1 protein-coding gene (running past one end of the window) is annotated in these 15,603 nt (G+C 64.1%); it reads right to left on the bottom strand.

Features of this window, described 5'->3' with window-relative positions; translation table 11 throughout:
- A protein-coding gene (locus JSS27_02005; GenBank protein ID MBS0207705.1) for an autotransporter-associated beta strand repeat-containing protein crosses the window boundary here: on the bottom strand, positions 1–15,603 show its 5' portion. Its footprint begins 14,640 nt before the window's first position; the window shows 15,603 of its 30,243 coding nt (coding positions 1–15,603); it begins with the start codon at positions 15,601–15,603; the stop codon falls past the left edge of the window.

Raw genomic sequence — 15,603 nt, 5'->3', positions numbered from 1 at the left:
GGTGTTGAAGCCGTTCAGCACGACGGCGCCGGCGGTGAAGGACGGGGCCACGTTGCTGCCACCGGCGGTGGAAGCGCCGCCGGCGACCGACTGGAGCGACACCGTGCCGCGATCGACGGCGATGTTGCCGGTGAAGTTCGGCTGGTTCGCCACCAAGGTCAGCACGCCGTCGCCGAACTTGGAAATGCTGGTGGCCAAGAGCTGGCCGGCGCCGCTGTTTGGATTGGTGATGTCACCGAGCGTCAAGTTGGCGCTGCCGCTGTTGCCGATGCTAATCATCGCTTCGGTCGACGCGGTCGGCGTGCCAAAGACCAATTGCGGCAAGATGGTCGGAGCCGCGGCGCCGCCGACCAGCAAGCCACCGCTTTCCAGGATCAATTGTTCGCCGTTGAACGAGGACGACAGGCTGAGCGAGGCGTCGACGCGCGCCGCGTAGACATCGATCGTGCTCCCGCCCGAGAACGTCGTGGAGGCCGTGAAATAGGCCCGATCGGTGCCGCCGGTGATCCCGCCGGCCAGCCCGCCGCTCATCGACAACGTGAAGCCGGCGTCGATAAAGCCCAGGTCCGTGGTGCTGTAGGTGAGGAACTGGCTATTGTTGCGGTCGACCATCCACGGCGCGACCATGCCATTGGTCACGGTGGGCACGTTGGCCGGAGTGGTGATGATCACGCGCTCGTCGGCGCCCAGTGTGTTCGCCGCCCCTTCGATCGACAACATGGCGTTGTTGCCGGCGATCGTGTACACGCCGCTCGAACCGGTGACCGCGACATTCGTCGACCGCGTGACGCCCGCGATGTCCAGTTCGGTGGCGCGGCCGTTGAAGCTGCGATTGGCGATGATCAACGAGCCGCCGGTGACGGTGACCTGGCCGACGGTTTCCCGGATGTCCGTGGTGAAATTGCCGATCAAGCGGAGGATGGTGCTGTCCAAGTTGACCGGCGCGGTGTCGAACCAGCGGCCGTTCGTGGCCGAGTTGGGCAACAGGTCGAATTGGTTGTCGAGGCGGATTTCACTTCCCGGGCGGGCCAGGACCGCGATGTTGCCGGTGCCGGTCGAATTGACGAAAGTTCCCCCCGCGCCGCCGGCCGTGACCAGGCCGAACGTCTCGATCTGGCTGGTGCTCAGTTGGCCGCGGAACTCGAGCGTGCTGCCGCTGTAAACTTCGGTTGGCCCCGTGTAGCTTTGCGCGCTGCCGAGAATCACCGTGCCGGTGCCATTGCCGACGGCGTTGGCCGCATTGGTGCGCGGCAAGCCGACCACCACGCCGGCGTTGCCGACCAGCACCGAGTTGTTGATCAACAGCGACGCGCCGCCGCCACCCAGGCGATAAGCCGCCTGGTTGATCGGGCTGCTGCTGGTGCCAAAGTTGTAGGCGGCGCCGACGCCCAACGAAGTGGCGTCGTAGCTGCCGTTCAGACCGACGCCGTTGCTGGTCGAACCCAAGTACCAACTGCCGTCGCCAATGCGCGACAGGTCGATGGCCTGGGAGTAGTTCTGGGTGTTGATCGCCAAAATGCCGCCGCCGGTTCCCAGCGACAGCACCATGCTGCTGTTATAGGCGCCGGCGGCCATGGGCGTGCGGAGGTTGTAGCTGGCGATGGGCGAGTTGTCGCCGATGCCCAGGATGCCCAGGTTCGAGAGGTTGCTGCGGACATCGACCAACTGCCCGGCGTTGGCCAGGTTCGTGGGGCTGTTGAAGCGGACGATCGCGCCGGGCTGAATCGTGATGTTGCCGGGGCCGAGGGTCGCGCTGTTGTTAAGTTGGATCAGGTTGGTGCCCATCAGCGAGCCAAACGCCAAGGTGCCCCCCGCCATGACCGTGCCGCCCGTGTTGCCGGTCGTGCTGTTGTTCCCATTGATGTACAACGTGGCTCCGCCTTGGCGGAACAGGGTGCCGTTTCCACTCAGGTTGTTGACGGTCATGCTGAGGCCCATGCTCAAGGCCGCGTCACGCCCCTGCAGCGAAAGGTTGTTGATCTGGTACGAGTAGTTGTTCGCGCCGGTGGGGGACAGGAAAGCGGTTCCCAAAGGCCCGCCAAAGACGAGGTTGTTGATGAGGACCGTCTTGTTATTGCCGAGCGAAAGCGTGCGCGAGTCGATCGTCGCATTGGCGCTCGACTGATAGTTCATGCTGGTGATCGAGCCGAGCGAGCCGATCTGGATCGTGTTGTTCTGGAACTCGGTCAACAGTTGTGAATTGTTGGTGTTGTCGCCATCGTCGCGCAGGTTCCACGACGCGCCGTTGAGAATCAAGGTCGCGTTGGGGCCGAGCGGGCTGACGCCCCCCCCCGTGACGCGTGTTTCGATCGTGCCGACCTCCACCTGCCAGGCACCGACGTTATTGGCCGCGTTGCCCTGGTCACCCGTATTGGTCAAGAACAACGTGCTCCCACCGATCTTGGTAATCACGCTGCCAGGGGCGGACACCGGGCCACCCAAGACCACCTGGTTGACGACGTTGATGACCGCGCTATTGCTTGTCACCGTGCCGCCCGCCCCGTCGGTCATCACCACATTCATGCCGGCCACGGTGCCGCTGAAGGTGGCGCCGCCGCGGACCAAGATATTCGAGCCGCTGCCGCCAAAGGACACCACCGGCGCCAACACGTTCAGCGAGTTGATGACCTGCCAGGCGGCGGCGCCCGTGGCGGAGATATTGCTGGTGGTGTTTGGCGCGCCGTAGTTGTTCAACGCGGCCACGGTGACGTCGTAACCGTTGTTGGGCCCGATTTGAAGCACGCTGATGTTGTCCTCCACCTCGTTGCCCGCGATGGCCGTGGCGCCGAGGACGGCGCTAATCGTCAAGGCGCCGCCGGCGAGCACGATGGGGCCCGTGCCCAGACTGGTGACGCCTTGAATCTGCACGGCGCCGTTCGCCGAGTAGCTGCTGCTGGCGCTGAAAATCTGTCCGGCATAGATCGTCGTGGTGCCGCTGTAACTGCTGTTATTGCCCAGGACCAGCGTGCCGCTGCCGGTCTTGTTCAGGTTCAGGTTGCCGCTCAGCGCGCCGTTGAACGTGGTCGTCTGGTTGTACCCGTTCAGGGTCAGCGAGGCGGTCGTGCCGGCCGAGTTGGTGACGATGCCCGTCGAGGTCGACGAGTTGGCGAAGCCCAGGCCGGCAAACGTCAGGTTCTGACCGTTCAGGTCCAACGTCCCCTGGTCAACCGGCGCGATATTGACCAGCCCCGACGCGCTCGCGCCCGAGGAGAACGTGCTGCTGAACACGGCGCTCTGGCCGGCGAACTGCAATACGCCCTGGTCGATGGCCACGGTGGCGACGCTGGTCGTGGTGGACGAGGTGAGCAAGTTGCTCGTGCCACTCAGCACCAGGCTGCCGGCCCCCGCCTTGGTGAAGTTGGTCGCGGTGATATTGCCCGAGATGGTCGAGAAGCCGGTCTGGCCGCCGCGCACGTAGACCAGCGCCTCGGTGGCGCTGGACGAGGTGCCAAAGAACAGGTTCGCGCTCACCAAGGGCGCGCTCGTCGTGCCGTTCAGAATCAAACCGCCGTTGTTGATGCGCAGCACGTTGGTCGGATCGAACGGGCTGATGTTCGCGCTGGTCTGCACGGCATAGATGTCAATCGTCTGGCCCGCCGCGGTGCCGACGGTGGTGCTGGCGATCAGGGCCGCCAGGCTGGTCGCGTTGCTCGCGTCGAGCGAGCTCGTCGTGCTCGTCGTGTTGACGACAAAGCTGCCTGAACTGGCGTTGTAGGCGGCGAAGTTCAGGTCGCCGTAGACAATGCCGCCGGCCGTCACGGGGCTGGCGGTCACGTCTTGCACGACGATCGATGGCAAGGTCAGCATGCCGTTGGTAACCGACTGTGCCGTGCCGGTGGCGAACTTTTCCGTGAGTCCCAGATTCGCCAGCGCCGACGGCGAGATGATGATCGTGCCTTGCGCTTGGCGCGTCAGCGCCGTCGCGATCAACGTCGAAGTGGTGGTGGCGACAGACCCCATGGCCATTGCCACATAACCGCCGCCGGCGTAGTTCAGCGCGCCGATGGTAATCGACTGAGCCGCCGCTCCGGCGGAATTGTTGACGAACAACTCGCCCGAGTAGAGCGTCACGTTGTTGCCCGCGCCCGTGGTAAACGGAGTGCCCAAGGTGGCCGTCGTCTGGACAATGCCGCCCCCGGACGGGTCGCCACCGACGATCAGGTTGACGATGGCGTTCGTGGTGTTGTTCAAGGACAACGTGCCCGGGCCGATCACGCTGAGCGGGTTCGCCGCCGCGGCCGTGACCTTGGTGTTGATGTTCAAGCTGCTGCCGGCCAGCAAGTTCAACGACGACGGCCCAGCCAACGTCAAGACGCGGTTGCTATTGCCAAGGCCCGAGTTCCAGACGAGCGACGAGCCGCCGCCCAGCATCAATTGGGCATAGTTATTGGCGGAACCGAGCGTCATGTTGTTCGACGTCGAGGTGACCGCGCCCAGGTTGTTGTCGGCAAAGACTTCCAACGTGCCTTGCGAGATGGTGATTCCGCCCGAGAAGGCATTCGCGCCGGACAGCACCAACGTGCCGGCCCCCGTCTTGGTCAGCGACGTGGTGCCGGTCTGGGTAAGCGGCGCCATGATGGTGACGACGCCTTGCGTGGTCTGCACGTTGAACGTGCGCGCTAGACTGGACGCCGAGCTGTTGATGTTGAAGGCCGTGGAGTTGGCAAAGGTCAAGCTGTTGTGTCCGCCAAAAGCGACCGTGGTGGCGCTGGTCGAAGACAGCGCGCCGAGCGGGTTCATGATCAGCCGCGCCGCGCCGTACGCTTCGAGCACGACGCCGGTCCCGCTGAGCGTCAATGTGCCGGTTCCCAACGGGCCGCTCAGGATCGTGCCCGAATTGGTGGAACCGGTGTAATAAGTGTCGGCGCCGATCTGCAGCCGCCCGCCCGCCAGCGTTACGCCGCCGGTAAAGTTGTTGCCGCTTAGCCCGTTGGTGCTACCCGAGATGCGCACCGTGCCCGATTGGGTGCTCACCTGGGCGCCCAGGCTCAGGGCCCCCGTGCCGCTGATCGCCCCTTGCAGATCAAGAATCCCGCCGGTGTTGGTCGTCGAGCTGAATTGCAGCACGCTCATCGTGCCCGTCAAGTTGATGCCGCCGGTGATGTTCGCATAGGCGAGCGCCTGGCCATACAGATTGTTGGACGCGGTGCCGTTGGGCGTGGTCTGGATGTCGCGGCCAAACGTGACCTGCCCGGCCAAGCCCATGCTGCCGGCGGTGTTGGTGCCGGCATTGCCCAGGATGACCGGCGTGTCGCTGTTCCCCAGCGCGCCGTTCTGGTTGGCAAGCACGTTCGTACTGACCAGCACCGTGCCCGCGTTGATCGTCGTGGTGCCGAGGTACGTGTTCTGCCCACCCAACAGCAACAAGCCGTTGCCGGTCTTGATCAGGTCCGAGCCGGCGACGCCGCTGACGACGCCGTCGATGGCCAAGGTCGAGCTGGTCATGTTCCAGGTTCGCGTGGCGCCGACGCCCGACGGCGACATGTTCACGTTCCCCAGGATGTCGATCTCCGAGCCGTTGCTGGCGGTCATGGTGTCGGCCAGCAGGACGAGGTTGTTGACCGCCGGCAAGACAATCGACGTCGAGTCGGTCAGGTTGCCGCCGTTGAAGACCAGCGTCGCCTGGCCCAGGGCCAGGTTGTTGCCCAGGTTCAGGTTCGCGCCGTTGGTGTTGTTCTGACTGATGACCGGCACCGCGCCGCCGTTGATTTGCACGATGCTGCCGGCCGTCAGGTTGTTCCGATTGTTCAAGGCCAACGAGCCGTTGCCGTTCACGTAGGTGGCCAGGGTGCTGGTCGGATCGGCGCCGGTGGCGGCGCCGATCTGCACGCTGACCGTGCCGGTCGGGCTGCTGGCCGCGGTCAAGACGTTCTCGAAGAAGCCGCCACCCAGGCTGAGGGTACCCTGATTGCCGCCGCTGGCCAGACGATAGACCGGCGTGGTTCCGCTGTCCGGCGCGCCGGGAGTGAGCGTGGCGTTGAAGTATGTGTTGCTGGTCGACGTTCCCAGGAACATCTTGCCGTTGCCCAACGTGGCCTGGTTGATCGCTTGGGTGTAGAAGTTGATGTCCAAGGCCAGCACGCCGCCAAAGTCGCCGCTCGACTGGACCAGCACCTGGCCGTTCTGGGCCGTGCCCGACGTGGTGATCGTCGGCGCGGGACCGTTATAGGCCAGCGCCAGGCCGGCCAGCCCGATGCCGTCGCTGTTCAACGTGACGGTCTGGTTGGCGATGTTGCTGGGGTCCATGATCCGCAACATGCCGCCCGGGTTGACGGAGATCGGCCCGGTGCCGAACGGCGTCCCGGTCTTGGTCATGCTGGCCAGCACGCTGGTCGCCGTGCCTTGCGCGTCGCCGTTGACGATCGTGCCCCCCGAGTAGTTGTTGGTGGGGTTCACCAAGGTCAGGGTGCCATTGCCCCACTTGCTGAGCATGCCGCCGCTGACCTGGCCATAGAAGATTTCATTCGCCATGCCGGCGAACGACGCGATGATGTTGTTGTTATTGGCCCCCAAGGTCACCGGGCCCATGACGGCGATGCCCTGAATCGTCAGATTGATCGGGCTGTGCGGGCCAAGATCGGCCAGTGTCAGGGCGTTGATTCGCTGCAGCGTCGACTGGCCATTGTTGGTGATCGCGGCGTCGCCGTTGACGGTGACATTGCTCCCCAGGTAGCTTGTCGCGCGGATATTCGACGCCTGGGTGGCGGTCGAGGCGTTGCCGACAAAGGCATCGATCACCAAGCCGCCGCCATTGAGCACCACATTCTGGCCGTTGAGCGCGCCGGCCACGGTGGTGCCGATACCGCTAATCGAGTTCAACACCATGAGGTTGCCCTGATTGATCGTGATCGTCCCGGACAACGACGGGTTGCTCGAGAAGATATCGAGTTGGCCTGCGCCAAACTTGGTCAGGCCGTTGGCGACGATCTGGGCGTTGATCGTCACGGTCGTGCTGTTGTAGATGATGGCTTCGGTCGGGGTGCTCGTGCTGCTGTTGCCAAAGTAGAGAGTCATCGGCGCCGGCAAACCCAACATACCGGTCGATGTCGTCGCGGCCCCCAGCGTGGAGGCCGCGGCCACCAACAAACCACCGCTCTCAAGCGTGATTTGATTGAACGCACCGTTGGGGTTGATGGTGGTCTGGGCGCCGATGCGCATGGCCCAGGCGTCGATGTTCGACGACAAGGTCGTGGCGGCGACTTCGACATCGATCGTGTCCTGGCCCGGGCTCGCGCCGGCGCCAAAGACCGCGCCATTGACAATCTGGCTATAGCCGACTTGGCCTGCCGCCGGTGAGGCGTTATTGGGCAACACATCCTGGAAGCCGGTCCCCAGGCCCGACGGGTCATAGGTGACGTACGTCAGGTTGGTCAGGTCGACGATCCACGGCGCGGCCATACCGACGCCGCCGGCGATCACGCCGCTGCCGGTGTTGGTCACGCCGCTCAATCCACCAATCCCGCTGATGCCACCGTTGACGATCAAGCGATCCGATTGACCAGACAAAGTGCCGACACCGTCGGCCTGGCCCAAGGCATGGAACGAGCTGGTCGACACCTGAATCTGCAAGGTGCCACCGGTCCCGCGCACCAGGCCGGCCGTCGTGGCATTGGTGCCGCCGATCGTCAAAGCCGCGTTGCCGGCCGCGCCGCGGTTGACGAACAAGGTCGAGCCTTTGTTAACGGTGATCACGCCGATCGTCTCGGACGAGTCGTACGACGAAGCGCCCAAGAAACGGAAGGTGCCGCCGTTCAAGTCAAGCGGAACATTGTCGCCCCAGCGGCCCTGGCCCCCGGGCACGTTCCCCGGCGCGTCGAAGATCAGCAACGAACCGCCCGGCCGCATCTGGATGTTGACCGAGTTGGTGCCCGTGGCGGCATTGAAGAACGAAGCCACGCCGTTATAGCCCCCCGGCAGGCCCGCTTGCAGCGTGCCATACACCTCAACGGTGCCAGTTCCCAGCGGCGTCTGTCCGGCCGGGCCGGAACCGACGTCGATTTCGACGGTGGTTGACTTGGCGATCTGGGTGCCGCCGGTGTAGTTGTTTGATTCACGAATGTAGATCGTGCCACCACCCAGCGTGACCGAGGCGACATTGCTGTTCGGGTTGCCAAACTGAACGAAGGTCGGCACGCCCCCCTTGTCGGTCAGCAGGTTGTCGGGCCCGACCAGGGCCAGGCTGTTGACGCCGCCCCCCAGTCGATAAACCGGGGTGCTGACGCCGGTCAGCGTCGTGATGATCGGCTCGGCGGCGCCCGCGCCGAGCGTCGCGGCGGTGTAGTCGACTTCCTGGTTCAGCGCTCCGCCCAGGAACGCGCGGCCATTGCCGATGGTCGACATGTCGAGCGGTTGGGAAAAGTACGGCGTCGAGATGCCCAGCAAAACACTATAAGCGCTATTGAAATTGCTGGATGTCAGGAGCGTCGAGGGATCAATGCTCGTGTCGAGGGCCACCACCCCCATCGTGCTCTTGGTGCTCAGCACTTGCAGCGCCGCGCCGCCAATCGTGCCGTCGTTGCCAAAGGTGCTCGACAACCGCAACACCGCCCCCGGAAACACCTCGACGCGCCCGCTGCCCAGCGGCGTGCCGCTGGTCGGGACGATCTGCAGCGCGCCGGTCAGGATGTTGGTGCCGCCGGTGTAGGTGTTGCTATTGCCGGCGATGACCGTCGTGAAGGTGTAGTTGCCGAGGGCTTTGATGTCGAGCGCGCCGCCGCTGATGACGCCTGCCAGGCTGAGGGTGCCGCTGGGATATCCGGTCCCTGGCGCGATCACGGCGTAGTTGCCCAGAATGTTCACGGCGTCCTGCACTTGCAGGCCATAACTGTCGGCGCCGGTCACCGACAGGGTGTTCTCACCCAGGTTCAGCGTGCCGATTTGGAAGTAGTTTCCCGTGTAGCTGGTCGAGGCCGTGGTGCGATCGACGTTGATCGCCGCCGAGCCGAGCAGATTCAGCGTCAGCCCCGTGGTCGTCGGATTGCCCAGGATGATCGCGCTGTTGAAGCCGCCGCCGTTGCTGTTCAGGTTCAGCGTGCCGCCATACAGGTTGACCGCGCCAGGCGTCGTGCCATTGGCGCCGCCGAGGGCCTGCGGGTCTTGAATCGTCAACGTGCCGGCCGTCAGGTTCACGCCGCCGGTAAAGCTGTTCTGGCTGGCTTGGTCGTTGCTGGTCGAGAAGTTCGACAGCACCAACGTCCCCTGGCCGTTCTTGTTGAGCGTGACCTTGCCGGTGCCCGACCCCAGGTTGTCCTGAATCACGCCGCCAAAGGTGGTGACGGCGCCGTTGGGGCTGTTGACGCGGAGCGTGGCGTTGGTGTTGCTGCTGTTACCGACGATGCCGCCGGCGATGCCACCGGTGACGGCCGCCGTGTTACCCAGGCCGGCAACCATCAGCGATTGGCCATTCAAATCCAACGTGCCCTGGTTGTTCAAGAACAACTGCGTCTGTCCGGGAGAGAACAAATTGCCAGCGCCCGCTCCGATGCGCAGCGTTCCCTCTTGGACCGTCACGGCGCCCAGCACGGAAAAATCAGCGCTGCTCAAGTTGAGCGTGCCCGTGCCGAATTTGGTGAAGCTGTTGGCGACCACGTTGCCGGTGACCGAGGCCGTAAAGCCCGGCGCGACGTACAGCAGGACTTCGCCCGATGTGGTGGTTCCGGTGGCATAGGTGGCGTCAGCGATCAAGTTCGCGCCGATGGTCACGTTGCCATTGACGAGGATGCCACCTTGATTGGTGTTGGACAAACTTTCGACCAGCAGCGTGCCGCCGGTGATATCGGCCGACGTGGCCAGAGCGTAAATGCTGCTGGTGCCGGTCAGGTTCTGGGTCGCGCTGATCGAGGCGATGGCCGTTGGCTGGAGCGGCGTGCTCACCAGATCGGTCACCACGGCGCCCGAGTACGACCTGACGCCCACCGTGCCGCCGCTGGAGACCGCGAAGTTTCCAATGCCATTGGTCTCGACGATGATGCTGGCGGGCAAGATGCCGACGCCGCTCACATTGGCCGACGCCGCGGCCACGCCGTTGATGTTGCCCGTCTGCAACCAGCGCACGCCGCCGGCCGTCGTCACGCCCAGGGTGTTGGTGCTCCCCGGGTTGAGGATCAACGTGCCGAAGCCCGATCGAGTCAGCGCGCCCGACATGGTAAACGTGCTCGTCGTGGTGGCACCCGCGATGATTTCCAAGTGCCCGCCGCCGCCGTACGTCGAAGCTCCCGAAGTCGTGACGGTTTGATTGGCGGCAAGGTTCTTCAGCGACAGGGTGCCGCCGTTGAAGCTGAGCGTGGCCGTGGCCGCGAAGGGCAGGCTGCCGCTGGCTTGCAGGACGCCGTTTTGGATCGCCACCGCGGTGTTGGTGTTGTTGCCCGCGACGAACAACGTGCCGCCGCCAAGCTTGGTCAACAAGCCCGTGCCGCTTACCACGCCGGCAACGGTTGCGGTCGCGCCGGCCGCGATATCGATTCCGCCCGACGTGGTGACGGCGATATTGCGCGAGGTGGTGAACGAGCCTAAATTCGCGGTGGTGTTGAGCACCTGCAACACGCCACCCTGAATGGTGACCGACTGCTTGGTCGGCACGTCACCCAGGTTCACGTCGGCGCTGACGGCCAGAATGCCGTTGCTGATCGTGGTAATGCCGGTGTACGAGTTGACGCCATTGAGCAGCAACGTGCCGAGGCCCAGCTTGTTCAGCGCACCGGCGCCGCTCAGGTTGCTGTTGCCGGCCACGTCGAGCGCCTGGGTCAGGGTGACACCCGCCCCCACGTCGAACAGGCCGAGGCCGTACAGGACATAAGGCCGGTCGGTGGTGAACGAGGTTGTCCAGGCCGCCAGACCGCCGCCGTTCATCGTGATCAACGACTGCGACGAGATTTGCGAGTCGTTGGTGACCAGGATTTCGCCGAGGTTGATGTTGGTGGCACCCGTCCAACTGTTGTTCGTATTGGTCAGGGCCAGCACGCCGGCGCCACCTTTGGTCAGGCTGTTGTTGGCCGCGCCGTTGATGCCATCGGAGATCGTGCCGGTAATGATTACCATGCCGTCCGACGTGCTCGAAGTGGCGGCATTGTTGATGGTCAAGGTCCGGTTCGCCCCCGTGATGCCGTCGCCCAGGTTCACCTGTCCGGCAATCACCAAGCTGGGCGTGTTGGTGAACACCGCGTCGCCGTAGAACCCGATGGTGTTCGTGATGGTCCGCAGCGCGCTGAGCGTGGGGAGCCCCGAGGACGAATCGGCCGCCAGCCCACCGCCGTTAAAGAAGATGGTGCTCGTGCCAAGCGCGTTGTTGTTGGCCGCGAAGACGGTCTCGCCCGCGTTGATGATCGACGAACCGCTGTAGTTGTTCGCCACCGCGATTTGCACGTTGCCGCTGCCATTAAACAGCGCGACGCTGCTGGCCTGGTAATAGTTGCTGATGGCGCCGAACTGCACCGTGACGCCACCGGTGAAGGTGCTGTTGTTGATTTGGTTGTTGCCGCCCACCAGGGTGAGCGTGCTGCCGCCGCCCCCCAGGCGATAGACCCCGTTGGTGTCCGGAGTGAGCGTGCCGGTGAAGCTGCCGCCAAAGTTCGAGCCGAGGAACCAATTGGACTGGCCAAAGATGTTGCCAAAGTCAATTGGCGCGCTGAAGCCGGTGGCATTGATGCTCACCACGCCACCAAACGGCGCCGAGTAATTGGCCGAGTTGATCGTCAACGACAGCGAGCTTGCCAACGGCAAGCCCGCGTTACCCGAGTAGGCCAGACCGATGCCTGCCAGGCCGCCTGTGTCGCTGGTCAAGGTTACGTTCGTCACGCCGGAGACGGTCGTATTGGTGATCCCCAGGTTGCCCCCCGGGTTGACGACGATCGGGTTCCCCGTGCTACCCGCCGTACCCAGCGGTGTGTCTCCGGCATTGTTCCCCGTGGCCAGCAGCAACAACCCTTGGTTAACGGTGACCGAGCCGGTGAAGCTGCTGGTCGTGCTGTCGATGAACAGGAAAGAGCCGCCGTACTTGGTGAACGAGACGCCCTCGCCCACCAACGGCCCGTCGATCCGGGTGGTGCCCGAGGTGACGTTGAAGATCGTGTTGCCGCCGAGCGTGGTCGTGCCGATGTCGAAGTTCTGGTTCACCATCGACAACACGATCGGGTCGGTCGGATCGTTTGGCCGGGCGTTTACTTGCAACGTGCCCAACCGCGGCTGACCGCCGTTCGAGTCGCTCATCTGCGCGTCGCCGTTGACCGTGATGTTGTTCTGATAAAAGACCGTGCCATTGTTAAAGTCGATCGTGCCGCCGTTCAGCAAGATGGGCCGGTAGTTCAAGCCGGTCTGACTGCCCGACAACGTGCCGGCGTTGACGGTGATGGTGCCGGTCAGGTTGGTGTTGGCTCCGCTGATCGTCAACGTGGTACCGGTGGAGCCCGTGCGTGTCAGTCCGTTGGCCGTGATGGCCCCCGAGATGGTCGCGTTGCCTGTGTTGATAAGCACCGCCTCGACGGGCGTCCCCACCGAGCCGAACACGATCGGGGCCGAGATCGTGCCGCCGGTCTGAATCAAACCACCCGAGCCGATGGTCAGGGTCGTACCGCCGATGTTGTTGGCCGTGCGGAACGCCCAGGCCGACGCGCCGGCGGCGGTGTTGATGTTGGCGGTGACCACGACCAGCCCGGTGGGATTCGCGCCGATCGTGCCCGTTGACAGGGTTGATGTCCAGGGGGCGTCGATGAAGCCGGTCGCGCCGTAATTCATGAACGTCAGGTTCGTCTGGTCAAACATCCACGGCGCGACCATGCCATTGGTCACCGGCGGCGCGGCGCTGGTGCCGTTGAGATTGGGGGCGAAGATTTGCACGCTGCCAGTGCTGGTCGCGCGGCCGATGATGGCGTACGACGTCGTCGACGCCAGGAATGCCAAGGTGGCGTTGTCGTTACGGTTCAAGGCCGAGAAGGTCAACGTGCCGGTGCCGCTGGTGGTAGTGGTGCTGGCCTGAAGGCTGACCGCGCCCGACATGTTCAAGGTCGCGAACTGCTGGGCCGAAGTGGTCAAGGCACCCGTGTACGAGACGGTGAAATTCAGCGTCGAACCGTACATGTTCAGCACGGTTGACGGATCGAAGCGGACGTTCGTGTTGGCGGTGGTGAACGCCGTGTTGTTCAACTGGATCGTGCTGCCGGCATAGGCATTGACGGTGGTGTTACCCAGCATCGGGCTGGTGCCCACGTACTTGCCGTTGATGTTCAACGTGCTCAGGCCGAGCAAATCGATCACGCCGGTGCCGATGGGGTTCTGATTGGTCGTGCCGGCCAGGTTCAGTTGGCTGCGGCCGTTGACGGTCACCGTGCCGCTGTAGCCGGCGTTGTTGCCGCTGATGACCGTGGCGCCGGTCGAGGTGTTGTAGCCTGACACGTTGCCGATCGGCGAGCCGATGATCAACGGGGCCGTGGCGTTGGTAAATGTGTTGTTGCCCGACACGGTCAGCGTGTTGTTCAACAGATTCCCACCCAAGCGATAGGCGCCGGTCGGGTCGGGGGACAAGGTGCCCGTTAACGTGCCGCCCGCCGCCGAGCCGAGATAGATCGGGCTGCTCGAAGCCCCGGTCGACCAGAGGAAGTTGGACAGATCGATGGGGAAGGTATAGGTCGAGCTATTGATCTGAAACGCGCCGCCGTACACGCCCACGATCGCGTTCTGAAAATTGGCGATCGGCGTCGCGCTCATGTCCACCGCCGAGTTCAAGCCGAGGGCGCCCATGCCATTCAGACTCGAAGCCAGCACGATATTCGTGCCCGCATTCAGATTCGCGCCAGTACTGACTTCCAGTTCACCGCCGGCATTGACCAGGACGGTCCCCGCTTGTAATTGCGAATTGGCCCCCTGAAATAACAAGCGGCCTTGCAGGATATTGGTCACGGCCATCGGGTTCGAGCCGCCCGAGGGGAACGTCGGCGTGAACGACCAACTGTCGTTGACCCCCGCGCCGCCGTTTAGCACCAAGGGGCCGCCGCCCGTCTTGTTGAGCACCGCGCCGGTGACGTTGCCCGAGAGGAAGACCGTGTTGCCGACATTCAACGTCGTGATCGGCCCAGCCAGCGTCGTCGCGCCCGAGAACGTATAGGTGCTAAAGCCAGCAATCGTGAAGAGCGAATTGGCCACGTTCAGCCCGCCGCTGATCGTGGTGGGGACGTTTCCGCCATTGGTGATCGTGGCCGCCCCTTGGACGTTGATCAAGTTGGTGTACGTAAACGCCGCCGCGTCGAACGTGTTCAGAACGCCGCCGTTGTTCAGGGTGATGGTCGTCGGCGTGCCCGTGGGGCCCAGGCTCACTTGTTTGAGCAGCAGTGTTCCAGCCGTGATCGTCGTGCCGCCGGTAAAGCCGGTCGAAGCGCCCGTGATGGTCAAGGTGCCACCGCCGTTCTTCACCATGTTCGCCGAACCGGCCAGGATCGACGAAATGGTGGCGCTGGCGTTGGCCGTCAACGTGGCCGTCGTTCCCCCCAGGGTCAGGGTGTTGGCGCTGCCGACCGTATAGCCCGTGGTGTTGAACGTCACGCCGCCGACGGTGATTCCCGCGGCCTGCAAGTTGACGGCCCCGCCGACCAGCCCGCCGAACACCGCCACGTCGTTGCCGGCGTTGTTCCAAGTGGTGTCGGTAACACTCGAGCCATCCCACCACATCGTGGTCAAGTTGTCCCACGTGCCAGCCCCACCCAGCCCGATCTGCGTGGCCAGGCTGTAGGGATTGCTGTTGTTCACGTTCTGATTTGGATCCCAGTAAAACGTCCCGGCGCGTGATGATTGGGGCAGGCCGATGAGCACCGACATGATGACGCACCAGTAAACCAGCGCGTGGTGGCCGACGCGCCGCGCGATCTGACGGCGCGTTGATCGAGTGCCGGTCGCCAAATCCACCGCGTCGCGAGCCATGGAACCGCAGGCGGCGATCAGCGCGTCCCACCAACGCAACAATCCACCTCGTTCGAGCCAGGCGTCGATCCGCGCTTGTCCGGTGAGGAAGGCCCGCTTGAGCTCCAAGGCCAAAGCCGCGAACTGACCGGCCGCAGCCGATTCTTCAAAGAACGCTTCCTCGTCCCAGACGTCATCGAGTTGGTCGGTTTCGATTGCGCCGACCGGTGCTGGGCCGCCGACACGAGCGCTCCGAGCCAGCCAGCACCACATGACGACGACGCCCAGCGCGGCAAGCATGAAGAAGCCGACGCTGAACCAACCGTTGCCACCGCCGCGGCGCGCCGTCAACTCGGCTTGGCGCCGTTGTGCGGCTTTTTGTCGCAGCGCGTCAACTTTGACCTGTTGCTTCGCCACCTGCTGTTGCAGTTGTTGCAATTCTTCGGCATTGGGCACGTACAGCACTGGCCGCGATTGAGCGGGCAGCGGGATGGTTAGCGTCCGCGCGCGTGTGAAGATCGGCGACAGCCCATTTTGGAAGCGGAGCGTGCCACTGCGCAGCGGCAGCAACGACTCGGTCAATACGCCGGCTTCATCGGCCGCTCGACGCGCGGGCGGCGGAGTTGCTTCGCGCGCGATGCCGAGCGCTCCGACTTCGATGCCATAGCGGTAATCGGCGCGCTCGGCAATGGCCAAGGGCGCCGCGGGCTGTGGCGCCAT

The sequence above is a fragment of the Planctomycetota bacterium genome, assembly GCA_018242585.1.
Taxonomy (GTDB): domain Bacteria; phylum Planctomycetota; class Planctomycetia; order Pirellulales; family PNKZ01; genus JAFEBQ01.
The sequence above is the reverse complement of the archived record's forward strand: the minus strand, read 5'-3'. Positions and strand labels throughout refer to the sequence as shown.